A 24236-nucleotide genomic window follows, 5' to 3' on the forward strand; every position below is an offset into this window, starting at 1 on the left:
CAAGGGAACAGGCATGCTGCTGACACGCAACCACCTGCCGGAGACGATTCCGGATATCGCCGCCCTCGACGAACTGCTGTGCCGTCCCAGCCAGGCGCTGATCGACGACCTGCGCAAAGTCGACGGCGACATCATGGTTTTGGGCGTTGCGGGCAAGATGGGGCCGACGCTGGCGGGGCTCGCCAAGGCCGCCGCACCTGACCGGCGGGTTATCGGCGTCGCACGCTTCAGCGATCCTGATGTCAAGGACTGGCTGCAGGCCCGCGGTGTCGAAACGATCAATTGCGACCTGCTCGATGAGGCCGCCATCAAGGCGCTGCCCAAGATTCCGAACATCATCTTCATGGCCGGCCGCAAATTCGGTGCCGAAGGCGATTTGTCGCTGACCTGGGCGATGAATTCGCACGTCCCGGCACTGGTGGCGCAGGCTTTTGCGGATTCGCGGATCGTGGCGTTCTCGACCGGCTGCGTCTATCCCTTCGTACCTGTGAGCGGCAAAGGCGCCGACGAGGACCTTGCGCCAAATCCGCCCGGCGAATACGCGCAATCCTGCGTCGGGCGCGAGCGCATGTTCGAATATTTCTCGCGCAAGCATTCGACGCCCGGCCGGCTGTTCCGGCTCAACTACGCGATCGACATGCGCTACGGCGTGCTGCACGACATTGCGAGCAAGGTCTTGCAGGGCAAGCCGATCGACGTCAGCCTCGGCCATGTCAATTTCATCTGGCAGGGCGATGCGTCCTCGCAGGCGCTGCGCTGCCTCGCGCATTGTGACACGCCAACGTCGCCGATCAATGTCAGCGGCCACGAAATTCTCGCCGTGCGCGATCTCGCCGCCAAATTCGGCCAACGGTTTGGAATTGCGCCCGTCATCACCGGCAAGGAAGAACCGACGGCGTGGCTGACCAACACGTCGCAAGCCGTAAGTTTGTTCGGCCTGCCTGTTGTCGATACCGATCAGTTGATCCGCTGGACCGCCGACTGGGTGTCGCGGTCGATGCCGAGCCTCGGCAAGCCCACCAAATATGAGGTGCGCGATGGCCGGTACTGAGCACATCGAGCTCATCGAACTCGGCGTCGGCGATGCGCCGGCTGGATTGCTGTTGTCGACGGAGGCGCACTGGAACCAGAACGAGGCCGACTGGCGGTTTTTCCTGAGCAGGGGAATCGTGTTCGGGGTGCGTGACGGCAAGCAACTGGTCGCGACCGCGGCGCTATTGCCCTACTCCGCCGGCAACGCCTGGATCAGCATGGTGCTGGTGACCGCGAGCTGGCGCCGCCGCGGTGTCGCGACCCGGCTGGTCGACGCCTGCCTCAACGCCGCGACAAAGCTCGGCCTTACGACGTGGCTCGACGCGACGCCTGATGGAGCCAACGTCTATGGGCCGCTCGGCTTCACACCGACGCTGCAATTGCGGCGGCTGCGGCTGGAAGCTCCGAAAGGCGTGAGCGCCGCGCAATCACTGTCGACCTGCAGCGTCGCCGATTTCATCGCGCGCGATGTCAACGCCATGGGGTTCGAACGCGGCCCGCTGCTGACCGAGTTCGGCGGCCGCGCCGGTTCCCTCATGGTATCATCAGGCAACGCCGTTGCGCTGGTCCGCGACGGCCGCACTGCCCGTCATATCGGCCCTGTATTTGCCGAGGCCCACGACAGCGCGCTGACGCTGGTCGATACCATCGTGCGATCCGAGCAAGGCCCGTGGCTGCTTGACGCCGTGCATTCGCAGGAAGATTTCCTGCGCGGCCTCACCGACACCGGCTGGACCATCGAGCGGCCGTTCCAGCGCATGCGGTTCGGCCGCGCCACCATGCTGGCCGGGGAATTGCCGTTCGCGGTCGCCGGCCCGGAATTTGGATAGGGATTTTCATGCACCACAGCGAAATCAAATCCGAGGTGCGAAAACTGATTGCCGACGGCACGGTGATCCCCGCGCATCCGCTGGCGCTCGATGCCAACCGCACGCTCGACACTAGGCACCAGCGCGCGCTGTCGCGCTACTACATCGATGCCGGCGCCGGTGGCCTTGCGGTGGGCGTCCATACCACGCAGTTCGCGATCCGCGATGTCGGACTCTACAAGCCCGTGCTGGAACTGGCGGCGCAGACCGCGGCCGACTGGACCAAGCGGCCGCTCGCGATGGTCGCGGGCCTCGCCGGTCCGACGCAGCAAGCCGTTGCGGAAGCGCAGATTGCGCGTGGCATCGGCTACCACGCCGGCCTGCTCAGCCTCGCCGCGATGAAGTCGGCCTCCGAGGACGAGATCATCGCGCATTGCGAGGCGGTGGCGCGCGAGATTCCGCTGGTCGGCTTCTATCTTCAGCCCGCGGTCGGCGGCGTGATCCTGAGCGCGAACTTCTGGCGGCGATTTGCGGCGATCGACAATGTCATCGCGATCAAGATCGCGCCGTTCAACCGCTACCGCACCCTCGACGTGCTCCGGGGCGTGGCCGCGGCCGGCGCGCTCGACCGCGTCGCGCTCTATACCGGCAATGACGACCATATCCTGCTCGATCTCATGCTGCCGTTCGACCTGCGCGACAAGGGCGTCACCACCCGCACTTATTTCAAGGGCGGCCTGCTCGGCCACTGGTCGGTGTGGACCGCAGCCGCGATCAAGCAGTTCGAGATGTGCAAGTCCGCGCGGGGCAAGGACGCCGTGCCGGCGGACCTATTGGCACTCGACGCCCGCGTCACCGATTGCAACAGCGCGTTCTTTGACGTTGCCAATAATTTCCACGGCTGCATCGCCGGCTGCCACGAAATCCTGCGGCGGCAGGGGCTGATGCGGGGGCTGTGGTGCCTCGATCCGGCCGAGGGGCTGAGCCCCGGCCAGATGCAGGAGATCGACCGCGTCTGCCGCGAGCACTCCGATCTCTCCGACGACGCCTTCGTCGCCGACTACTTACAGAAATGGCTGGCATGACGGCGGAGGAGCCCTTCATCAGCCTGCGCAACGTTCGCAAGGTCTACCGCTCGAAAGGTACGGAGTTTCTGGCCGTCTCCGACGTCACAATGGACGTCAGCGAGGGCGAGCTGGTGTCATTGGTCGGCCCATCCGGCTGCGGCAAGACCACGGTGCTGAAGATTCTGGCCGGGCTGCACGAAGCCGACGGCGGCACCATCAAGATCGGCAATACCAAAACGCCGTTCGACCCCGCGCGCGATATCGGCATGGTGTTCCAGCAGGCATTGCTGCTGAAGTGGCGCACCATTCTCGACAACGTGCTGCTGCCGGCCGAAATCGTCGGCCTGCCGATGAAGGCCGCGCGCACCAGAGCCCGCGATCTGCTCAATCTCGTGGGCCTTGCCGGTTACGAGGACAAATATCCGCAGCAACTCTCCGGCGGCATGCAGCAGCGCACCGCGATCGCGCGTGCCTTCATCCACGACCCCAAACTGATCCTGATGGACGAACCGTTCGGCGCACTCGACGCCCTGACGCGCGAACAGATGAACCTGGAAATGCTGAGGATCTGGCGCGAGAGCGGCAAGACCATCATCTTCGTCACCCACAGCATCCAGGAAGCCGTGTTCCTCGCCTCGCATTGCGCGGTGCTCACCGCCGGCCCGGCGCGGATGGCGGAGTACTTCCCGATCGACCTGCCGTTTCCGCGCGATCTGCCGATCAAGACCACGGATGAGTTTGGCGCCTATGCGCGCCGGATTTATGGGAGTTTGGGGATGGGGCCGAGCGGGTAGATTTAGCCGTCATTGCGAGCCAACGGATCGCGCGAATGCGCGCCCGATGACAGGCTCCGCGAAGCAATCCACCTCTCAGCATGCCGCACTATGGATTGCTTCGCTTCGCTCGCAATGACGGGCCGCTATTCATACGACACCGGCCCGGTGTCACGATAGGCCCAGCAGCTTTCGCGGGGCAGCGACACCGGGGTCTCAATGCCGACCTGATGCCGTGCGGCGGTGCCGAGTTCGACCACCTCCAGCCGGCGGCCGAACAATTCGATGCCATAGGCGGTTTGCGTGCCCTGGTAGCGGCGATCGAGCACGCGGGCCGGGAAGGTGTTGGCGCCGTTGTGCTGGCCGATGGTGATGTTCTCCGGCCGCAACGCGATGCGCACCTTCTCGTCCGGGCCCAGCGAATGCAGCAACGCCACCTCGCCGCGGCGCCCGTCGCCGAAATCGACCGTGCCAAATTCGCCGTTGCGCGATACCAACGTGCCCGGAAGTTCGTTGGTGGCGCCGGTGAAATTGGCGACGAACAAATCCGCCGGCCGGTTATAGATCGCGTCCGGCGTATCCATCTGCAGCAATTTGCCGTCGCGCATCACGCCGATGCGATCGCCGAGCACCACGGCTTCGGCCTGGTCATGGGTGACATAGAGCGCGGTCATGCCGGTCTGCTTCAGGATGACGCGGAGATCGTCGCGCAAACGTAGCCGCAGCTTGGCGTCGAGGTTCGACAGCGGCTCGTCGAGCAGCAGCAATTGCGGCCGGTAGACGATGCTGCGCGCCAAGGCGACGCGCTGCATCTGGCCGCCGGACAGCGCCACCACCGGGCGCTCGGCATATTCCGACAGGCCGACCAGTTCGAGGGCTTCACCGACCTTGCGGCGGGCGTCGGCGCGCGAAATCTTGCGATGCTTGAGCGGATAGACCACGTTCTGCCGCACCGTCATATGCGGCCACACCGCATAAGACTGAAACACCATGCCGAGTTCGCGCAGGCGCGGCGGCACAAGGATGCCGCTAGCGGGCGCCGACACGATCCGGCCGGCGATACTGATCTCGCCGTCGGTTGGATGTTCCAGCCCCGCGACGCATCGCAACGTCGTGGTCTTGCCGCAGCCGGAGGGCCCGAGCAGCACCACGATCTCGCCGGCCGGCACGGCGAAGCTGACGCCGTCGATCGCCGGGCGGCCGACCGCAAACTGCTTGCGCAGGTCGGTTACCTCGAGAGTCGCCGTCATGAGGAAGCCTGCGTCATGCGTAGATCGCTCACTGCCGGTGACCGTAGGTCTTGTCCCATTCCGCCACCCATGGCTCGTGCAGCTTGACGTATTCGTCGAACTTGGGGAACCAGACCTTGACCACCTTGGGATCGAAGCCCTCAGGATAGACCGGCGCCACCTTGAGCGAGGTCAAATTGCCGAGCTCCTTGATCATGAAGGTTTGCCCCTCCTTCGACAGGCACCAGTTCAGGAACAGCTTTGCGGCATTGGGATTGGCGGCGGTCTTTGGAATGCCCGTGGCGTAGGGATTGGCCGGCGCACCTTCGGGCGGGAAGAAAATCTTGATCGGCGCGCCATCCTTCTGTTTCGGATAGATCGCGTTGTAGAGCAGCGGACCCATCGCGACTTCGCCGCGCACCAGCGAGTCCGACATCGGCGCGCCCGACGGATAGAGGATCGGACGGGTCGACGCCTGCTTGGCCCAATAGTCCTCACCCAGCACCTGGCGCTCGAACATCACGCGGGTCCAGGTGGTGCCGCCGGACCGGGCGAACACCTGCCCGGTCTGCTTGGTGTATTCCGGCTTGGTCAGATCCATCCACGACTTCGGCGGATTCTTGACGAGTTCAGTGTTGTAGGCGATCGACCAGACCAGGGTCACGCGCGGCCATAGTTTCGGTGAAATCAAAGAATCGGGGTTGTAATCCCCGGCGTTCGGCGGCGCGTAGTCCTGGAACAGGTCGGCCAGGGGCTGCATCAGCGCGCGATCGGAATGATCGACCACGTCGGCGATCAGCTTGCCGGCTGCGGCCTCGGTCTTGACGCGGGTGATGAGCTGGCCGCCCGGCGCGCGCACCATCTCGACCTTGATCTCGGGGAAGCGCTTCTGGAATTCCTTGATCACCTGCTGCTCGACCTCGGCGAAATTCGCCGTGTAGAACACCAGCCTGCCTTCCTTCTTGGCCGCCGCGATCAGTTCGGGCGACCCAAACTCCTGCGCCTGCGATGGTGTGCCCCACAGGATGCCGAGACCGGCGGCGCCAGCCAGCGCCATTTTGGTGAAGATCCGTCTATTCATAGCAATCCTCCCTCGAGTTTTTTTATCCAGTGCGGGCGACGCCGCTCTGCGTCGCCTCGCGCGACAGCCAGTTGGCGCCGCCGATGAGAACGCCGAGCAGAACCGTCTGCACCAGGCTGAATGCGGCGGTCTTGCCGAGATTTCCGCCTTCGTAATAGTCGAGCAGCAGCACCGACATCACCATGGTGTTGCTGGTGTAGAGAAACAGCGACGAGCCGAGTTCGCGGATCGCCAGCACGAACAACAGCGTCATCGACGCGATCACGCCCGGCCGCGCCAGCGGCAGCACGATGGTCCGGATCGTGGCGAACATGCCCTTGCCGCAGACCCAGGCGGCTTCTTCCAGTTCGCGATGGATCTGCATGAACGAGGTCGACAACGCCTTGACGGTGTCGGGCATGAAGCGCGCGATGAACGCCAGCGCCAGGATCCAGATCGTGCCGTAGAGCCCGCCGGGAATCCCGATCCAGGCCCACAGGTAGGCGACGCCGACCACGAGGCCGGGAATCGCGACCGGCACGGTCGAGATCAGGTCGATCCAGCGCCGCCCCGTCACCTGCGTGCGGTGAATGGTGTAGCCGATCGCAAACGCCAGCGCGCCGCCGACAACCGCCGTGACCACGCCGACTTCGACCGCATTGTAGATCGACCGCAGCGTCAGCGGATTGTCGAAGATGCTGTTGAAATGCACCATCGAGTACTGGCGCATGTCGAACAGGCTGGCGACGTCGCGGATGAACATGAACTTGCGGAACGCCGCCACGATCAGCGCGAGCAGCGGCAGCACCACCACGATCAGGAGATAGACGATACCGATCCCGAACGTGAACCAGCGCCAGCGCCCCAAATCGAGGCTGCGCGGGCGGAACGCCTTGCCGGCCACCGTCGTGTAGCTGCGGCCGCTCAACACCCTGTTCTGCAGGAACACCAGCGCGCTGGTCACGACCATCAGGATGATCGCAACCGCGGCGGCCGTGTTGTAGAGCGGCGGCGACCAGTTGGTGAGCTTGAAGATATAAGTCGTCAATAGCGCCAGATTGGTCGACGACCCCAGCACCGCCGGAATGCCGTAGATGCCGAGCATTACGATGAACGACAGCAGCATGCCTGAGATGATCGCCGGCATGATCAGCGGGAACGTCACCGAGAACAATGTCGCGAACGCGCTGGCGCCGGAGATTTCGGCCGCCTCTTCCAGGCTCGGGTCCATGTTGCGCAGCGCCGAGGAAGTGAACATGTAGACGTAGGGCGCGTAATAGATGCCGAACACGAACACCAGGCCCCACAGCGAATAGAAATCGACGCGCCAGTCGAGCCCGATCCATTTGAACATGGTGTTGATCAGGCCGGTCTTGGGTGAGCCGAGGATCGCCCATGCCACCCCCGCGACCAGCGGCGGCGCAAACAATGGCAGGATGCTGGCGGCGGCGATAAAGCCCTTGAACGGCGTGTTGGTGCGAACCACGATCCAGGAGAACAGCAACCCGATCACGACCGCAATTGCGGTGCCGCCGCCGCAGGCGATCAACGTGTTGACCAGCGCCTCGCCGACATTGGGATTCGCCAGCACCACGAGAAAATTCGTGATCGAAAGATGCCGGAGACTGATGCCCTCGACCACCGGGTTGGTGTCGGTGAGCGCCCCCAGCAGCAGCATCAGGATCGGATAGATGACGAGAAAGCCGAGAATAACCAGCAGGAGCACAACCCACAGGTTAGCCCACACGCGCCGACGCATCCCCTCACTGGCGCTACGCATCACCTCGCTGCGCCGGTTCGCCTGTCCGTCCAAAGCGCTTCCCCTTGGCCTGCGACCGTCCGTTTTCGGATCTTGCGCCCGCAATGCGCGGCGAGCCTAGTCGATCGGACGGCGGGCGGGAAGTAGCAGAAAGTCTGCGGCTCAAAATGCCGCGGAAGCTCGCCTTCGCATACGCATCATGCAACGGCGTGCCTGTGGAACAACTCGCGTCCGTAGTACACGCCCCTTGAGGGCGTTACCCGCGCCGGCCGTGGAGAGCCCGATCTCGATGTCAGAAGTTGCGACCGCCAAGCCGCCTGCCACGCCCGGTATCGACGGCTTGCCGCCGGAACTCCGGCGCTGGGCGGTCGCGGCGATCTTTACCGCGCTGGCGCTGGCCTCGCTCGATACGGCGATTGCCAACATCGCGCTGCCCGCCATCGCCGCCGACCTCCATGTCAGCCCGGCCGATGTGGTCTGGGTCGTCAATGTCTATCAGATCGCACTGGTGGCGACGCTGCTGCCGCTCGGCGCGCTCGGCGAAATCGTCGGCCATCAGCGCATCTATATCGGCGGCCTGTTGCTGTTCACAATTGCCTCGATCGGCTGCGCGTTAGCGTGGTCGCTGCCCAGTCTGGTGGCAGCGCGGGCGCTGCAGGGGTTGGGCGCCAGCGGCATCATGGCCGTGAATGCGGCGCTGGTCCGCTACGTCTACCCGACCCATATGCTGGGCCGCGGTTTTGGTCACAACGCGCTGGTGGTCGGCACCGCCTTCACCCTTGGACCGACGATCGCGTCCGGCATTCTGGCGCTAGGGCCCTGGCCGTGGCTGTTCGCGATCAACATTCCGTTCGGCCTGATCGCGGTGTGGATCGGCTTGAAGACGCTGCCGCCGACGCCACGCGCGACGCACGCATTCGATTTTGCGAGCGCGGCGCTGACCACAGGCTGCCTCGGCCTGTTCATCATCGGGATCGGAAGTGCGGCACACAGCGCACCACCGGCGCTGGTAACGGCCGAACTGGTCGGCGCCATCATCCTCGGCTGGATCATGATGCGGCGGCAGGCGGATCACCCGGCGCCGATGCTGCCAATCGATCTGTTCCGGCGGCCGATGTTTGCGCTATCGGCGGCGACGTCGGTGTGCACCTTTGCGGTTCAGGGCATCGCTTTCGTCTCGCTGCCGTTCTATTTCGAAGACGTGCTGATGCGCACCCAGGTCGAGACCGGTTTCTTCATGACACCGTGGCCGCTGGTGGTCGCGATCATGGCGCCGCTCGGCGGCCGGCTTTCCGACCGCTATCCCGTCGGCATTCTGGGCGGCATCGGCCTGGCCTTGTTATGCGCGGGAATGGTGTTGCTGGCGACGCTGCCGTCGGATCCCAGCGTCGCCAACATCGTCTGGCGCATGGTGGTGTGCGGGATCGGATTCGGCTTTTTTCAAACTCCCAATTTGCGCGCGCTGATGTCGAGCGCGCCGTCGCATCGTAGCGGCAGCGCCAGCAGCATCGTCGCGACCGCACGGCTGACCGGGCAAACGCTCGGCGCGGCGTTGGCCGCACTGTGCTTTGCGCTCGGCGGCCACGATGGCGCGACGCTTGCTTTGGCACTCGGCGCCGGATTTGCCGCGCTCGGATGCGTGATGAGTTTCCTGCGCCTGGTGGTGAGCGCGCCGCAAGATTGATTGGAGGGAATGTGCCTACAAGGCAGGCAAACCCTAGCCGCGCATGGCGAACATGACAGCCATGTGGCGTCCCCTGCGCCCACGAAACCCCGGTCCGTCAATATTCTTCCCGCATCGCAAACGCATTTTCTTGATTTGAACTATTCCAGATTGCGGTCCAGTGTCCCCGCCGGGTTCAATTGATGAATTGAGCTAACAGGGGAAACGCGATGGCAAACCTCACTATCAATGGCAAATCAATCAATGTGGACGTCGAGGACGACACCCCACTGCTTTGGGCGATCCGGGAGAATGTCGGACTGACCGGCACCAAATACGGCTGCGGCATTGCACAATGCGGGGCCTGCACGATCCATATTGACGGCGTCGCGATGCGCTCCTGCGGCCTCTCGGTCAGCGAAGCCGTCGGCAAGCAGATCACCACGATCGAAGGTCTGGCCGCCAGCGATGGCGCACTGCACAAGGTGCAGCAGGCCTGGATCAAGAACGACGTGCCGCAGTGCGGCTATTGCCAGACCGGCATGATCATGGCGGTGGCGGCGCTGCTCAAGGACAAGCCGAAGCCGACCGACAAGGACATCGACGAAACCATCACCAATATTTGCCGCTGCGGCACCTTCCAGCAGGTGCGCGAGGCAATCCACGCCGCCGCGAACGCTTGAGGGGGATGTCATGAACAAGCACATCACGCCTGCACTCAGCCGCCGCGCCTTCGTCATCGGCACCGCCGCTGCCGGCGCCGGCCTCGCGGTCGGTCTCGACATCCCCTTCGGTGGCCCCACCGTGGTCCGTGCCGCCGATGGATCGCCTGAGGTCAACGTCTGGGTGGTGATCCGCCCAGACGACACCGTGGTGATCCGCATTGCCCGTTCGGAGATGGGACAGGGAACGCTCACCGGCCTCGCCCAGCTCGTCGCCGAAGAGCTCGAATGCGACTGGTCGAAGGTCACCACCGAGTATCCGACACCGGGTCAAAGTGTCGCACGCAAGCGGGCCTGGGGCGATTTCTCGACCGGCGGCAGCCGCGGCATCCGCACCTCGCAGGACTACGTCCGCAAGGGCGGCGCCACCGCGCGCATGATGCTGGTCCAGGCCGCGGCCAATGAGTGGAAGGTGCCGGTTTCGGAATGCACCGCCGCCAACAGCATCATCACGCACACGCCGTCCGGCAAGAGGACGACCTACGGCAAGGTCGTGGAGGCCGCGGCCAGGCTGTCGCCTCCGGCGGATGCCGACGTCAAGCTGAAGGATCCGAAGGACTGGAAGATCGCCGGCAAGAGCGTGTTGCGGCTCGATACCGCCGACAAGACCACCGGCAAGATGATGTATGGCATCGACGTCAAGCTGCCGGGAATGCTGAACGCCGCGCTGAAGGAATGCCCGGTGTTCGGCGGCAAGCTGAAGAGCTATGACGAAGCCAAGGTCATGGGCATGAAGGGCGTCAAGAAGGTGGTGCGGGTCAACGACTCCACCGTCGCCGTCGTCGCCGACACCTGGTGGCACGCCAAGACCGCGCTCGACGCGTTGCCGATCGTCTGGGACGAAGGCGAGAACGCCAAGGTGTCCAGCGAATCGATCGCCAAGTGGCTGGCCGAGGGCCTCGACAATTCGCAGCCCGCCTTCATCGGCAACCAGAACGGCGACGCCAAAGCGGCCATCGCCGGCGCCGCCAAAAAGATCGAGGCGGTGTACAACTATCCCTACCAGAACCACGCCGCGATGGAGCCGTTGAACGCCACCGCGCTTTACACACCCGACAAGTGCGAGGTCTGGACCGGAACGCAGAACGGCGAAGCGGCATTCGCCGCGGTGATGGAAACCTCCGGCCTGCCCGCCGACAAATGCGAGGTTCACAAGCTGATCCTCGGCGGCGGCTTTGGCCGTCGCGGCATGACCGACTATGTCCGGCAGGCCGTCTCTATCGCCAAGCAGATGCCGGGCACGCCGATCAAGCTGTTGTGGTCACGCGAAGACGACATGCAGCACGGCACCTATCATCCGGTCACGCAGTGCAAGCTGACCGGCGCCTTCGACAAGGACAACAATCTGACCGCGCTGCATGTCCGGATCTCCGGTCAATCCATCCTGTTCACCGTGCGCCCGGCGGCACTGGTCAACGGCATGGACACCGCGGCATTCCAGGGCCTCGCTCCCACCGGCGACTGGGCGATCGGGTATAGTTTTCCGAACCTGCTGGTCGAGCATTCGATGCGCAACCCTCACGTCCCGCCGGGCTTCTGGCGCGGCGTCAACGTCAATCAGAACGCGATCTATCTCGAATGCTTCATCGACGAACTGGCGCATTCGGTCGGGGAAGATCCGGTCGCGTTCCGGCGCAAGTTGATGGCGAAGCATCCCAAGCATCTCGCGGTGCTCAATGCGGTGGCCGAAAAAGTCGGCTGGGACAAGCCGCCGCCAAAGGGCGTGTACCGCGGCATCTGCCAGCACATGGGCTACGGCAGCTACGTCGCGGGTGCCGCCGAAATCTCGGTGACGGATGGCAACAAGATCAAGGTGCACCGTATCATCGCTTCCACCGATCCGGGCTACGTCGTCAATCCGGCGCAGATCGAGCGCCAGATTGCAGGCTCGTTCGTCTACGGCCTGTCGGCGCTGTTCTATGGCAGTTGCACCGTCAAGGACGGCCGCATCGAGCAATCCAACTTCGACACCTACAATTCGATGCGGATCGCGGAGATGCCGAAGGTGGAGTCGGTCATCGTGCCGAGCGGCGGCTTCTGGGGCGGCGTTGGCGAACCGACGATCTGCGTCGCGGCGCCCGCCGTGCTCAATGCGTATTTCGCGGCAACGGGAAAGCGCATCCGCTCGGTGCCGTTGAAGGATCAAGACATCAGCTTCGCCTGACAACGCGGGCGGCGGCCTTCACCGGCCGCCGCCCACCCAACTTCGGGATATAAGCCGATGAAAGCGCTTTGCGGAGCCATTGGAATTGCAACGGTCGTGGCGTGGAGTTCGCCGGTGCTGGCGGCTTCCGTCCCCCCGCCTGGTGCTGCGGCCTGTTCCGGCTGTCACGCCGCAGGCGCCTTGCCGGCCTTGCAGGTATCGCGGCTGTACGGGCGTGACGCCGGCGACATCATGACCGCGATGACCGGATTTCGCGACGGTTCGCTTCCCGGCACGGTGATGAACCGCATCGCCAAAGGCTTCTCCGACGACGAGCTGCGCGCGATTGCGGCGTGGCTCGCGGCACAGAAGTAAGGGGGCGCAAGCCATGGGCATCAACCATCGCATGAGCCGGCGGGAATTCGTTGGCGCCGGTGCTGCCGCCGTGACGGCGCTGGCGTTTCCGCTGCCCGCATTCGCGCAAGCCGCAGCGCGCGTCGTCGTGATCGGCGGCGGCTTCGGCGGCGCAAGTTGCGCCCGCGCGCTGAAACAGATCGACCCGAAACTGCAGGTCACGCTGGTCGAGCCGAACCGGACCTTCACCGCCTGCCCGTTCAGCAACACCGTCATTGCCGGGCTGCGTTCGCTCGAGGAACAGCAGTTCGGCTATGACAAGATCGCCGCCGGCGGCGTCACCGTGGTGGCGCAGGCGGCAACGGCGATCGATGCCAAGGCGCGAACCGTTGGGCTCGCCGACGGCACGTCGCTCACCTACGACCGGCTGGTGCTGTCTCCCGGCGTCGATCTGCGTTTCGAAGCACTGCCCGGCTACGACGAAGCTGCCGCCGCAAAGATGCCGCATGCCTGGAAAGCCGGCGAGCAGACGCTGCTGCTGCGCAAGCAACTCGAAGCCATGGACGATGGCGGCCTTGTCGTGATCGCCGCGCCCGCCAATCCGTTCCGCTGCCCGCCGGGACCTTACGAACGCGCCTGTCTGATTGCGCATTATCTGAAAACCAAGAAGCCCCGTTCGAAGCTGATCATCCTCGACGCCAAGGACACCTTCTCCAAGCAGCGGCTGTTCCAAAACGCCTGGAAGGAACTCTATCCGGGAATGATCGAGTGGGTGTCGCTGTCACAGGGCGGCAAGGTGAACTCTGTCGACCCGGCGACCAACACGCTGATTACCGATTTCGGCAACCACACCGCGCAGGTGGCGAACGTCATTCCGCCGCAGCGCGCCGGACGCATCGCCACCATCGCTGGCGCGACCGACAATACCGGCTGGTGCGCGATCGATCCCGTCACTTTCGAATCCAAATCGGCGCCGAACATCCACGTCATCGGCGATGCCTGTATTGCCGGCTCGATGCCGAAATCCGCGTTCTCGGCGAATTCCCAGGCCAAGGCTTGCGCGAGCGCGGTGGCCACGCTGATCGCGGGCCGGACGCCCGAGGCGCCGAAGCTGATCAATACCTGCTACAGCCTGGCGGCCCCCGGCTACGGCTTCTCGGTCGCCGGCGTCTACCAGCCGAAGAACGGGCTGTTCGCCGATGTCGAAGGCGCCGGCGGCGTCAGTCCGGCGGATGTGCCGCGCGATTTCCGCGCGCGCGAGGCCGACTATGCGCAATCCTGGTTCGCGACCATCACGGCGGAAGTCTTTGGCTAGGCTGTGCATGTCGGGTCCGATCCTTGCGGGCGCACTGCTCGCTTTGCCCGGCTTGGCTGCCGCGCAGGAGCAGCGTAGCTACGCCGTGACAGGCGATGCCATTGCGATGTCGCTGACCGGCGCGCCCGGCGATCCCGCGCGCGGGCGAACAACCCTCCTCAACCGCCAAAGCACCTGCATCCTCTGCCACAACGGACCGTTTCCGGAAGAAAAATTCCAGGGCGATCTGGCCCCCAACCTCGCCGGCTCCGGCAGCCGCTGGTCCGAGGGACAGTTGCGGCTGCGGCTGGTGGACGCGAGCCGCCTCAATGAAGCGACGATCATGCCGTCCTATTATCGCGTGGACGGCCTGCATCGCGTTGGTCCGGCGTGGCGCGGCAAGCCGATCCTGTCGGCGGAACAGATCGAAGATATCGTGGCTTATCTGGTAACGCTGCGCGAATAGGAAGAGACGATGCAACACAAGGATTCCACACGCCGCCAGTTCCTCGGCCTCGCCGGCGGCGCGGCCGTGCTCGGCGCCGTCCCGATCGTAACGGTGCGGCCGAGCGAAGCGACGCCCGCCGAACTCGCATCCGCGATCCGCAGCGTCACCAATGGCGCGCAAGTGCGCACCGGCAAGGTCAAGCTCGACGTGCCGCCGCTGGTCGAGAACGGCAACACCGTGCCGCTGACCGTCAACGTCGCGAGCCCGATGGCGCCGGAGGATCACGTCCGCAGCATCCACATCTTCAACGAGAAGAACCCGCAGCCCAATATCGGCAACTTCCATCTCGGCCCGCATTCCGGCCGCGCGCAGGTGTCCACGCGGATTCGCCTCGCCGACAGCCAGAAGATCGTCGCCATCGCGCGGTTGTCCGACGGCTCGTTCTGGTCGGCCAGCGTCGACGTCGTGGTGACGCTGGCGGCCTGCACTGATGAGGTGATCTGATGGCCTCCGCGCTGATCAACGTTCCCGCCAAAGCCAAACGCGGCGACATCATCGAGATCAAGACGCTGATGTCGCACATCATGGAAACCGGCTATCGGCACACCGCCACCGGCGAGGTGGTGCCGCGCGACATCATCACGAGCTTTGCATGCCGCTATAACGGCACCGAGATCTTTCGCGCCGATCTGTTTCCTGCGATCGCCGCCAACCCGTTCATCACCTTCTTCACCACGGCGACCGCGAGCGGCAAGTTCGAGTTCGAATGGATCGGGGATAACGGCTTTTCCGAAACCGCGTCGGCCTCGATATCAGTCGAATGAGATTGGCCGGCCTCGTCGCTCTGTCTGCTCTGCTCGCGGCGGATGCCGCCGGCGCTGAGATTCCGCAAGCAGAACGCCGCTCCGGCTATAGCTTCATGGCGCCGGACACCAGGGCGATGCAGGACGACGACACGACAAATCCCGCCATGCTGTGGGTGCTCGACGGCGAGAAATTGTGGGCGCGCAAGACGGGCGTTACAAACAAGGCCTGCGCCGATTGCCATCAGGACGCGCGCGCGAGCATGAAGGGCGTCGCGGCGCATTATCCCGCCTTCGACAAGGCGCTCGGCCGTCCCGTCGACCTCGAGCAGCGCATCAATCTGTGCCGCGCCACTCATCAGCAGGCGACGCCGCTTCCTTACGAGAGCCGCGAATTGCTGGCGCTGACCGCCTTTGTGGCGCAGCAATCGCGCGGCGCCGCAATCGAGCCCGGCAGCGATCCGCAGCTAGCGCCGTTCGTCGCCAAGGGCCGTGAGTTGTTCATGCAGCGGCAGGGCCAGCTCAATCTCGGCTGCACCAATTGCCACGATGAGAATTGGGATAAACGCCTGGCGGGATCGGCGATCACGCAAGGACACCCGACGGGGTACCCGCTCTACCGGCTGGAGTGGCAATCACTGGGATCGCTGCAGCGCCGGCTGCGCGCCTGCATGACGGGCATCCGCGCGCAGGCCTATGATTACGGCGCGCCCGAACTGGTCGAGCTGGAGCTTTATCTGATGTCGCGGGCCAAGGGCATGCCGCTGGAAGCCCCGGCCATTCGACCCTAGTCTTGGGCCCAGACACAAAAATCGCGAAAACAACCCCATGCACAGTAGAATGGGCCCGCACTGATTACCGTTCCGCGAATGCCTTCTCGACCACGAACTGCGCCGGCTCGCCGTGATTGCCTTCGACAAAGCCCTTGCCGCCCAGCAGCGTGCGGGTATCGGCGACCAGCGCCGGGCTGCCGCAGATCATGACGCGGTCATGCGCTGGTTCGAGCGAGGCAAGCCCGATATCGGCGAACAGCTTGCCGGAATTGATCAGGTCCGTGATGCGGCCGCGGTTGTGGAAGGGATCGCGCGTCACGGTCGGATAATAAATCAGCTGGTTGCGCACGAGTTCGCCGATCAGCTCATCGTTCGGCAGCTCCTTGGTGATCATCTCGCCATAGGCGAGTTCGGCGACGCGGCGGCAGCCGTGCAGCAGCACCACCTTCTCGAACCGCTCATAGGTTTCGGGATCCTTGATCACACTGAGGAACGGGGCGAGGCCCGTTCCGGTGCCGATCAAATAGAGGTTGCGGCCGTCCTGCAGATTGTCGATCACCAGCGTGCCGGTGGCCTTGCGGCTGACGATGATCTCGTCGCCTTCCTTCAGATGCTGGAGGCGCGAGGTCAAAGGCCCGTCCGGCACCTTGATCGAGAAGAATTCGAGCCGGTCTTCATAATTGGCGCTGGCGACGCTGTAGGCGCGCAGCAGCGGCCTCTCGCCGACCTTCAGCCCGATCATGGTGAACTCGCCGTTGCGAAAACGGAACGAGGGATCGCGCGTGGTGGTGAAGGAGAACAGCGTGTCGGTCCAGTGGTGGACGCTGAGAACGCTTTCCTGATTGAAATTGCTCATCTTTCGATCCGATTGGAGGCAGATTGCGTCGGCAAAATCATTCGTATACGATCATTCGTGTGCGAATGAATAATCCTTCTTGATCCCGCCGTCAAGCCGCGGGCAAGATGGCCGGCAACGCCCCGAAGGCATTGAACAACAAGGAAAATCCGATGGCGCACGACGCACCCCAGGCAAGCGGCCCGAGCAAGCTGGTGATCCGCAATATCGGGCTGCTGCTGTCGGGGATGCTGGAAAAGCCGATCCTGGATGCCGACACCATCGTGGCCGAGAACGGCAAAATCACCGCCATCGGCCGCCTCAAGGACGTCGACACCGAGGGCGCCACGACTGTCGTCAACGCCAACGGCACCACCGTCGCTCCCGGCCTGATCGACAGCCACGTGCATCCCGTCGCCGGCGACTGGACGCCGCGGCAGAACCAGATGGGCTGGATCGACAGCTATCTGCATGGCGGCGTCACCACGATGATCTCAGCCGGTGAAGTGCATATGCCCGGTCGCCCCCGCGACGTCGTCGGCGTCAAGGCGATGGCGATTTTCGCACAGCGCGCGTTCTGGACGCTGCGGCCCGGCGGCGTGAAGATCCATGCCGGCGCGCCCGTGATCGAAAACGAAATGGTCGAGGACGACTTCAAGGAGCTCGCCGCGGCCGGCGTCAAGCTGCTCGGCGAGGTCGGCCTCGGCGGCGTCAAGGACGGCCCGACCGCACGCAAGATGGTGGGATGGGCGCGCAAGTACGGCATCCAGAGCACGATCCACACCGGCGGGCCTTCGATCCCCGGTTCCGGCCTGATCGACAAGGACGTGGTGCTGGAAGCCGACACCGATGTGGTCGGCCACATTAATGGCGGCCACACCGCCCTGCCCGATGACCAGATCCGCTGCATCTGCGAGGGCTGCAAGCGTGGCCTGGAGCTGGTTCACAACGGCAACGAACGCTCGGCGCTGTTCACGCTGCGCACCGCGCGCGAGATGGGCGACCTGCACCGCGTCATCCTCGGCACCGACGCGCCGGCCGGTTCCGGCGTGCAGCCGCTCGGCATCCTGCGCATGGTTTCGCTGCTGTCCTCGCTCGGCGAATTGCCGGCCGAAATCGCCTTCTGCCTCGCCACCGGCAACACCGCCCGCATGCGCGAACTCGACTGCGGCGTCATCGAGGTCGGCCGCTCCGCCGATTTCGTCATCATGGACATGGCGCAGCACTCGCCCGGCAAGAACCTTCTGCACAGCGTGCAGCTCGGCGACCTGCCCGGCATCGGCATGACCATCATCGACGGCATCGTCCGCACCCAGCGCAGCCGCAACACGCCGCCGGCGACACGGCTGCCGGAGATTGTAGGGCATTAGTTGGCGCGCCGCGGCATCGTGGAGTCCGTGTAGTGACCAAAGCGACGTTAGCGTCGCGGTCAGGCGCCTCGCGCCCTGGATAAGGTCGCGGACGGCAGTTCTGCGAATTGGCGCCGATAGATTTCCGCGAACCGCCCGAAATGCGTGAAGCCATAAAGCGCGGCCACAGCCGTGACGCTTGTCTGCTGTCCGGGGCGCGATAAAGCGCGGCGTGCTGCATGGAGACGAAGTTCGGCGAGCAGCGCTGCTGGCGGACGGCCGAAAGCCTCCACGCAGCTTAAATGAAGCGTTCGTTCTTTTGCGGCAACTGCGATGCAAAGTTCGGTAATGCTTGGCGGATCGTCGAGCCGTTCATGCCGAAGATCAAGAACGGCCCTCGCAACACTTGCACGGCGGTGCGAGGGCTCAATGGGCTCTGCAGATGGTGTCATGTCCGGGACAATGTCAAAAATGCCGGTCTCTCGATCTGCGACAAGCTTTGCCCGCCCAGATGATCATTCGGCTGCGTCTGGAGTCTTTGCAACAGAGACGTAAGGTGCCGGCTACTGTCGAGAAAAAAGAAGGCCATTGATATTGACGTATTCAACGGCAGAAAGCGCGATCAGAAAGTGATACAAGCGATATCCCGGCGCAGCGTTTTCATCGGGGCATTTCTCGTGATGAGCATTTCCTTCATTCCCGCTGCGAGCGCTCAGAACAGCGACGCATGCATGCAAGTCGCCGATGCCTACGGCCGGATCGTCACGATCTGCCGGTAAGGTCTTCTAAACGACAGACAAGAACCGCGGCGCTCTGGAGCGCTGCGGCTTCCTAACCAGCATTCGGCTTAACGAAACGCATTCAGCGTTTCCGAACGAGGAGGCAAAAATGAAGCTCTCGATTTCGCTGTCAGCGCTGCTGATCGCCGGGTCCATGGTCGCAAGCACTGAACAGGCCAGCGCCGTCGTGTACTGCCAGTACATCTCTTATCCGGCGGGCTGCGTCGTAAGGCCCGGCGTCCGATTGGTGGCGCGCCCGGTCGCACGGGCCGTGGTGACACCCGGTGTCGGTGCCCGAGGTGTCGGAGTGCGTCCGGGCACGCCTATGAACCGTGGTGGTCCGGTGAATCGCGTCGGCAGGCGCTGAGGTCTGCGGATTGATCTTCCGGAAAGCAGAGATGCGCGCCCGCCGGATCCGGGCCGGTCTGATCCTCGCGATCGGGATCGCCGCATTTCGCCCGCGCAGGTCAGCGCGGACGAAAACGGTTATTCGTTCTGGCTGCCCGGGCAGTTTGGCAGTCTTGCGGCCGCGGCCGGCGTGCCGGCCTGGGCGATGGCGGAGGTGTGTTACCACACCTCGGTTGCGGCTTCAGGCGCCGTCGCTGCCGCCCGGCAGATCCAGGTCGGCAGATTTCCCGCAATCGTGAATGTCAGCTTGAATGCAAGTCTGACCGGACATGCGGACGCCATCCTGCTCAACCCCAGCTATACGTTCGCAACGCCCGTGCTCGGCGGCACGGAGTGAGGGCGGAAGACAATCCGGACACTCTGGAAAATCGGCCCTTGATTGCTGGATCGCCATCGTGCCCGGCGCGTCGGGCTGCGCGAGTGGATGGATTAGATTTGAATTGTACGGGAACGTGTCTATTCTGAGCGTGGCGCAGGGCGCCTCAAGCCAAGCCGAGCACGCCTGCCGATCGCTTGGCTGTGCCGGACAAACAGGAAAACCGTGGCAGCGAGCACAAGCCAACCTGCGATCAAGTAGCCTGACCAGAACAGACTGAAGGATACGAGGAAGACGATAAACAACACTCCGATCCACGTGAGCACAAAGCCCAAATAGGTCTTTCCGGTTGGAATACGTGCTGCCATTTTCGTAGGTCTCTTCGGAATCTAGACCACGAGACGCAGCGTCACGTGGAATGACGACACACTGCGAGGCGACCGCTTGTTACCTCTGACTAGCTCAAATTGCATCCGATTGTCGCCTGTCGCCCGCAAAAAACACATCTGTTGAATGCTCCAGCGACGCCCGAACAAAATTCACTGCAACACCTCCGAAGGTTGCAACGAATATCTTATGACTTAGATGCAATTTGCATACAATATCTGTGAGCCGCTATTTTCGATTACGGTGACAGTGCATTTACCTGCGCGTGAGCGCCCGGTCGATTAAATGCACTGGACTGCGACTCCACCGAGGGCGCCGCGACCGTCGTCAAGGCCAACGGCACCACCGTTGCCCCCGGCCTGATCGACAGCCACATCCATCCCGTCGCCGGCGACTGAACGCCACGGCCGCCTCTCGACGCCTTGCTCGCGACGCAGCAGATGGGCCGCCCATTACGAACAACTACGCATCAGATTCAATATTCACCAAAACTTCCCCGGCGATGATTTCGGGGTCTCCAAGATTCAGGTCATGCAGGCTTGCTTGAACAAACTCCAGTACTTTTTCGTTCGCCGCATTGGCGCTTTCGCGATCCTCGAATATCATCACAGCGACACCGACGCCGTCGCCCCCATCCAGTACATAATAGGATATGAATCCGTGCGATTCCCTTAGCATCTGACCGACGCCGCTTTTGGCGCGGCGAGCAGCATCAGCAACCGAGCGAACCTGGGTGTACTTTCGAATGACTATGTACATGAGGCCACCTATGCGTTTCAGTTCCAGCCCCACGCATCAAAGCATATCGGGCCGCTGCTGGACTGGTGCCTGCTTCCGAGATGGGTCAAACAGATCAATCCATCCTGCGAGCCGTCACCGTAACTCTTGGGGCGAAACCGCAATGGGGACGCAGCTGCGGTTTCGTAATGAAAGAAGCCGCCGCTGAGCCAACCCAGCGGCGGTGTCGTTAAGCCGCGGGTGCCATCTGCTCGTTCAGCGCTCGCTCGCTGTGACGCTGTTCAAGGGCGGCAATGGTCACCTTGAGATTGTCGCGCCGCTCGATCAGCGTCCTCGCCAGTATCGGATATTTGACGTCGGATCGGTCGAAAACCCGGGCGCGCTCTTCTTGGGCTGCGATCTCAGATTCGATCAGTTGAACGGTGCGAACAAGATCAGCCAGCATCTTACTGATTGCTACGACCTCTCGTACTGCACTTTCGCGCGCTGTCTCAAAACGAGCTTGTATGTTCATTTGTGTGCTCCCAATGGCCTGGTTCGGCACATCTTGTGCATGGATGCCGAACAGCTGACACACCCATCGCAAGCTGTTTGCCAATTACGGCCCGTAAGAACACGGTGATCGGAACCCATCGGCCCCCCCGGGGGCCTTCGGCCTCGCGCCGGCTACATCGGAAAGGAACCTGCACTCACAATTTTCTCCCAGTAGCCCCTGAAAAGAGACAGGTTTTTCACAGCGCAGTATCCATCGAGAAATAAGTTCTTGTGATGGGAGTGGACCTTACAACCATGAATATCCGAACCAACTGTTGGTGGAATGTTGTTCCAACCCTGGAGAGCCCCGTGGGCCAAGTCATCCGTTTTGTTCCGAAATCCGAACTCGAGCGAGCCCGCTTAATCCGGGAAGCCCGTGCGATCTACGAAAGCATATTCCCATCGGATCATGCCGTCGGCAGCGCGCAGCATGACCGCAGGGAATGAGCGCGCCCGAACTACGGTGACAGTCCAGCACTGTCACCGCAATACCGCCTATTCTGAGAATATCCATTCACCGGGGTAGACCGGAAGTCGCCGTGGTCCGGTCAAACCGACGCGAACGACCTATAAGAGAACATGTGGCGCAGGGCGATTGAAGGGCGTCGGTACCGACGATCCGGCGGAGATCGCGCTATTCGATCACCTCGTCCGCGCGCGCGGACAGATTAGACGGCACTTCGAGGCCGAGCGCCCTGGCGGTCGTGAGATTGATCACTAACTCGAACTTGGTTGGCTGCCGGACCGGCAGGTCGGCGGGCTTCGCGCCTTTGAGAATCCGTCCGGTATAGACGCCGAATAGGCGATACGCATCGGAAATATTGACACCATAGCTCACCAGGCCGCCGGCCGCGGCAAATTCGCGAAAGTGGTACATCGTGGGCACTGCGTGGCGCACCGCCAAGACCACAATCTTGTCGCGCCGCGTGTCAAAAAATGGATCGGCGGCGACCGAGAGCGCGGGAATACGTCGTTGAGCGACGGTTTCGAATGCCGCGTCGATCTCGCGATCGGCGCTCGCTCGCAAGACATGAATTTGCAGATCGATCGCGCGCGCCGCCTCCTGCACATCGCGCAATTGGCTCTCAAACTGTGGATAGTTCGGGTTCAGGAGAACGCCGATCGTTTCCGCCCCCGGCACCAGCTCGCGCAACAGCCCGAGGCGCTTGGGTTCCAGCGTGCTGGTCAAGACACTTATCCCGGTGGAGTTTCCGCCCGGCCGGTTGAGGCTCGCCGCAAGTCCCTGCTTGACCGGATCGCCACCAATGACGAAGACGATCGGAATGGTCGAAGTTGCGGCCTTTGCGGCCAGCGCGGCAGGTTCGCCGCCGGCCGATGCTAGGACGGTCACGGGGCGACGAACGAGCTCCGCCGCCATCGCCGGCAGCCGGTCGTATTGGCCGAGCGCCCAGCGGTATTCGATCATCACGTTCTGGCCCTCGATGAAGCCGGCTTCGCCCAGGCCTCGGCGGAACGCGGCCACCAGATGCACCGTATCATCGGGGGACCTAGCGTTGAGCCAGCCAACCACCGGCACTTCGGGCTGCTGCGCACGCGCGGCGAGTGGCCAAACGGCCGCACCGCCAAGAAGGGTGATGAAATTGCGCCGCCTCATACCACCTCCCGGGCTGAGGTCCATCATTTTAACTTTGAACCATAACACGCTAGGGCCTCGCGGTATGGGCGATAATTCACTATGCAGCCGTCTCAGGTTTGGCCTTCCATCACCCTGACCACCGGGCGGGCGGTCTGCAATCGGCCACTTTTCGGACATGGCGCGATGTCCGACGTAAGGCTCTCGGGAGGGGGACGCTTCAAAGCAGACATTGGGGCTCGCTGAGCGCCGTTCGATCTGGTCAGCTACCGAACTATGAACCGCTGCGCGCCGCAGGGGCGACCGGTCGCGCGGGCGCGTAAGGTCCCCACCGTACGGCAATAGATCGCGTTGCATCCCGCGAGGCGACCTATAACCTCAATGCTGCGACAAATCAGGCACTCGTTTCGTGTTTGAGGTGTTTCCGCGCGGACGCCATTTGCCCCAAGAGCAAGATGCCCTGTCGCCCGCTGATCGCGAGGGTTGCCTTTCCAGCGAGCAATGCAACAGACAGAGGCCATGCGGGCGTTACACCACATCGCCTCTGTTGGGACTGTCCCCGTCGGTGCGGGAATTCCATCCTCTCTCCAATGAAACGCAGATAGCGTCCGGACGTTCCGGGCCTTGGCGCCAGCTATGTTTGGTAGCGCCTTCGGAACCGCAACCTTTTTTGCTTACGTGTATTTAGTTCATGGGTCTCGGGGCTTCGCAAAACTGCGAGGCACGCAATGCATGATTTATCGCCAGCCGACGCCATTCTTGTCGTCGCAACCCTAGGGACCGCAACCCTGATCGAGATCGCTGCGTTCATCCTCATAGGGTTGATTTGAGATCGTTCCGCGAGCTTACTCTGAAGTTCAGATCGGCGGGCCGGGCCGATTACTACGCAGAAGGATCGATTCGGGGCGTGCGATGGGCGAGGCTTGAAGGCCAGCTTCTGGGATGTGCGCTGCGCAGACATGACGAAGCCAACAAGAGGTCGCCGGCGATAGGCGCGCCCGGTGCGGCTTCGTCAGGCCGAGCGGGGCGCTAATGCAACTCGAAATCAATGTTCGTTCCCGCAAACGGTGTGCGGCGCTAACCCTCATGCGGAAATCTGAACAGAAGGGGTAACATCCCCCGGGGTCCACATCCGAGGAGCATCAACATGAAGCGACACATCCCGGAGGAATTTTTCACCAGGTTGATCGACTGGAGTGCCTTCGTGATCATGGGCAACGAGGTGCCGCCCCGAGTTCCTGATGACGATGAAGATGAGGAAGACGAAGAAGACGAAGAGGACGAAGAAGGCAACGGCGACCAACCGCCGGTCGTGCGCGAGCCCGACGAAGACTAGAATAGCCTGCAATTGGCAGTTGGCGTATAGT

The 24236-nt window shown here is 63.1% G+C and carries 25 protein-coding genes and 2 pseudogenes; 19 read left to right on the forward strand and 8 right to left on the reverse strand.

The window, feature by feature from the left end:
* Nucleotides 1-13 precede the first annotated feature (13 nt).
* The 4 genes from JQ567_RS06555 to JQ567_RS06570 are packed head-to-tail and all read left to right on the forward strand — an operon-like array spanning nt 14 to nt 3702.
* Nucleotides 14-1051, forward strand: coding sequence for an NAD(P)-dependent oxidoreductase (locus JQ567_RS06555; RefSeq protein ID WP_212438051.1), 1038 nt, complete (start codon nt 14-16; stop codon nt 1049-1051).
* Nucleotides 1038-1862 carry a GNAT family N-acetyltransferase gene (locus tag JQ567_RS06560; RefSeq protein ID WP_212438052.1) on the forward strand — a complete coding sequence of 275 codons (825 nt, stop codon included), beginning with the start codon at nt 1038-1040 and terminating at the stop codon, nt 1860-1862. Before JQ567_RS06555 ends, JQ567_RS06560 begins: the two co-directional genes overlap by 14 nt.
* Before the next feature lie 8 nt (nt 1863-1870).
* Nucleotides 1871-2926: a dihydrodipicolinate synthase family protein gene (locus JQ567_RS06565; RefSeq protein ID WP_212438053.1), complete on the forward strand. Its 1056-nt coding sequence runs from the start codon at nt 1871-1873 to the stop codon at nt 2924-2926.
* The gene (locus JQ567_RS06570; protein WP_212438054.1) at nt 2914-3702 is read left to right on the forward strand and encodes an ABC transporter ATP-binding protein; all 789 of its coding nucleotides are present in this window, start codon (nt 2914-2916) and stop codon (nt 3700-3702) included. The genes JQ567_RS06565 and JQ567_RS06570 overlap by 13 nt, the downstream gene beginning before the upstream one ends.
* Before the next feature lie 125 nt (nt 3703-3827).
* Here the strand turns inward: JQ567_RS06570 and JQ567_RS06575 are convergent, their stop codons facing one another.
* The 3 genes from JQ567_RS06575 to JQ567_RS06585 are packed head-to-tail and all read right to left on the reverse strand — an operon-like array spanning nt 3828 to nt 7717.
* Nucleotides 3828-4931 (reverse strand): ABC transporter ATP-binding protein, encoded by a 1104-nt coding sequence (locus JQ567_RS06575; RefSeq protein ID WP_212438055.1) that lies wholly within the window; start codon nt 4929-4931, stop codon nt 3828-3830.
* 28 nt (nt 4932-4959) lie between these two features.
* Complete coding sequence (locus tag JQ567_RS06580; RefSeq protein WP_249165285.1) at nt 4960-5991, reverse strand: ABC transporter substrate-binding protein; 1032 nt, start codon at nt 5989-5991, stop codon at nt 4960-4962.
* A 22-nt stretch (nt 5992-6013) separates the two neighbouring features.
* Complete coding sequence (locus tag JQ567_RS06585) at nt 6014-7717, reverse strand: iron ABC transporter permease (RefSeq protein WP_312017360.1); 1704 nt, start codon at nt 7715-7717, stop codon at nt 6014-6016.
* A 301-nt stretch (nt 7718-8018) separates the two neighbouring features.
* On the opposite strand from JQ567_RS06585, the gene JQ567_RS06590 reads away from it, so the two are divergent.
* The 10 genes and pseudogenes from JQ567_RS06590 to soxA all read left to right on the forward strand — a co-directional run bounded on the left by JQ567_RS06590 (nt 8019) and on the right by soxA (nt 15947).
* Entirely contained in the window at nt 8019-9413 is a 1395-nt protein-coding gene (locus JQ567_RS06590) for an MFS transporter (RefSeq protein ID WP_212438056.1), read from the forward strand.
* Nucleotides 9414-9622: 209 nt separating this feature from the next.
* Nucleotides 9623-10075, forward strand: coding sequence for a (2Fe-2S)-binding protein (locus JQ567_RS06595; RefSeq protein ID WP_212438057.1), 453 nt, complete (start codon nt 9623-9625; stop codon nt 10073-10075).
* 10 nt (nt 10076-10085) lie between these two features.
* Nucleotides 10086-12104: pseudogene (locus JQ567_RS06600) on the forward strand (molybdopterin cofactor-binding domain-containing protein); the annotation flags it as partial.
* Nucleotides 12041-12331 carry a hypothetical protein gene (locus tag JQ567_RS39015; RefSeq protein ID WP_409363580.1) on the forward strand — a complete coding sequence of 97 codons (291 nt, stop codon included), beginning with the start codon at nt 12041-12043 and terminating at the stop codon, nt 12329-12331. The pseudogene JQ567_RS06600 and the gene JQ567_RS39015, both read left to right, overlap by 64 nt.
* A gap of 4 nt (nt 12332-12335) precedes the next feature.
* A complete protein-coding gene (locus JQ567_RS06605; protein ID WP_212438059.1) occupies nt 12336-12632 on the forward strand; it encodes a cytochrome C in 297 nt (98 codons plus the stop codon).
* Between the two features lie 13 nt (nt 12633-12645).
* Entirely contained in the window at nt 12646-13926 is a 1281-nt protein-coding gene (locus JQ567_RS06610; protein ID WP_212438060.1) for an NAD(P)/FAD-dependent oxidoreductase, read from the forward strand.
* A 7-nt stretch (nt 13927-13933) separates the two neighbouring features.
* A complete protein-coding gene (gene soxX / locus JQ567_RS06615) occupies nt 13934-14371 on the forward strand; it encodes a sulfur oxidation c-type cytochrome SoxX (protein WP_212438061.1) in 438 nt (145 codons plus the stop codon).
* Between the two features lie 9 nt (nt 14372-14380).
* Nucleotides 14381-14857: a SoxY-related AACIE arm protein gene (locus JQ567_RS06620; protein WP_192734858.1), complete on the forward strand. Its 477-nt coding sequence runs from the start codon at nt 14381-14383 to the stop codon at nt 14855-14857.
* A complete protein-coding gene (soxZ, locus tag JQ567_RS06625; protein ID WP_212438062.1) occupies nt 14857-15177 on the forward strand; it encodes a thiosulfate oxidation carrier complex protein SoxZ in 321 nt (106 codons plus the stop codon). The genes JQ567_RS06620 and soxZ overlap by 1 nt, the downstream gene beginning before the upstream one ends.
* On the forward strand, nt 15174-15947 hold the full coding sequence (gene soxA / locus JQ567_RS06630; protein ID WP_212438063.1) for a sulfur oxidation c-type cytochrome SoxA: 774 nt from the start codon (nt 15174-15176) through the stop codon (nt 15945-15947). Before soxZ ends, soxA begins: the two co-directional genes overlap by 4 nt.
* Nucleotides 15948-16011: 64 nt before the next feature.
* On the opposite strand, the gene JQ567_RS06635 is transcribed toward soxA, so the two are convergent.
* Complete coding sequence (locus tag JQ567_RS06635; protein ID WP_212438064.1) at nt 16012-16785, reverse strand: ferredoxin--NADP reductase; 774 nt, start codon at nt 16783-16785, stop codon at nt 16012-16014.
* Between the two features lie 152 nt (nt 16786-16937).
* Between JQ567_RS06635 and JQ567_RS06640 the strand changes: the two genes are divergently transcribed.
* Nucleotides 16938-18134, forward strand: a complete 1197-nt coding sequence (locus tag JQ567_RS06640; RefSeq protein WP_212438065.1) for an amidohydrolase family protein — start codon at nt 16938-16940, stop codon at nt 18132-18134.
* A gap of 59 nt (nt 18135-18193) precedes the next feature.
* Here JQ567_RS06640 and JQ567_RS39020 read toward each other — a convergent pair whose 3' ends face one another.
* A complete protein-coding gene (locus JQ567_RS39020) occupies nt 18194-18565 on the reverse strand; it encodes a helix-turn-helix domain-containing protein (protein ID WP_212438066.1) in 372 nt (123 codons plus the stop codon).
* Nucleotides 18566-19001: 436 nt separating this feature from the next.
* On the opposite strand from JQ567_RS39020, the gene JQ567_RS06650 reads away from it, so the two are divergent.
* From JQ567_RS06650 to JQ567_RS39025, 3 genes and pseudogenes are all read left to right on the forward strand, one after another.
* Nucleotides 19002-19259 carry a hypothetical protein gene (locus JQ567_RS06650; RefSeq protein WP_212265088.1) on the forward strand — a complete coding sequence of 86 codons (258 nt, stop codon included), beginning with the start codon at nt 19002-19004 and terminating at the stop codon, nt 19257-19259.
* A gap of 186 nt (nt 19260-19445) precedes the next feature.
* Entirely contained in the window at nt 19446-19637 is a 192-nt protein-coding gene (locus tag JQ567_RS06655; RefSeq protein ID WP_212438067.1) for a hypothetical protein, read from the forward strand.
* A gap of 635 nt (nt 19638-20272) precedes the next feature.
* Nucleotides 20273-20398: pseudogene (locus JQ567_RS39025) on the forward strand (Enamidase); the annotation flags it as partial.
* A gap of 67 nt (nt 20399-20465) precedes the next feature.
* Here JQ567_RS39025 and JQ567_RS06660 read toward each other — a convergent pair.
* The 3 genes from JQ567_RS06660 to JQ567_RS06670 form a co-directional block, all read right to left on the reverse strand.
* Nucleotides 20466-20762, reverse strand: coding sequence for a hypothetical protein (locus tag JQ567_RS06660; protein ID WP_212438068.1), 297 nt, complete (start codon nt 20760-20762; stop codon nt 20466-20468).
* 208 nt (nt 20763-20970) lie between these two features.
* Nucleotides 20971-21255: a hypothetical protein gene (locus tag JQ567_RS06665; RefSeq protein WP_212438069.1), complete on the reverse strand. Its 285-nt coding sequence runs from the start codon at nt 21253-21255 to the stop codon at nt 20971-20973.
* 654 nt (nt 21256-21909) lie between these two features.
* The gene (locus JQ567_RS06670; RefSeq protein WP_212438070.1) at nt 21910-22890 is read right to left on the reverse strand and encodes an ABC transporter substrate-binding protein; all 981 of its coding nucleotides are present in this window, start codon (nt 22888-22890) and stop codon (nt 21910-21912) included.
* Between the two features lie 1126 nt (nt 22891-24016).
* Here JQ567_RS06670 and JQ567_RS06675 point away from each other — a divergent pair.
* Entirely contained in the window at nt 24017-24205 is a 189-nt protein-coding gene (locus tag JQ567_RS06675) for a hypothetical protein (RefSeq protein ID WP_212438071.1), read from the forward strand.
* The last annotated feature ends 31 nt before the right edge of the window (nt 24206-24236 follow it).

The organism is Bradyrhizobium sp. AUGA SZCCT0431 (assembly GCF_018131065.1).
Lineage (GTDB): Bacteria > Pseudomonadota > Alphaproteobacteria > Rhizobiales > Xanthobacteraceae > Bradyrhizobium.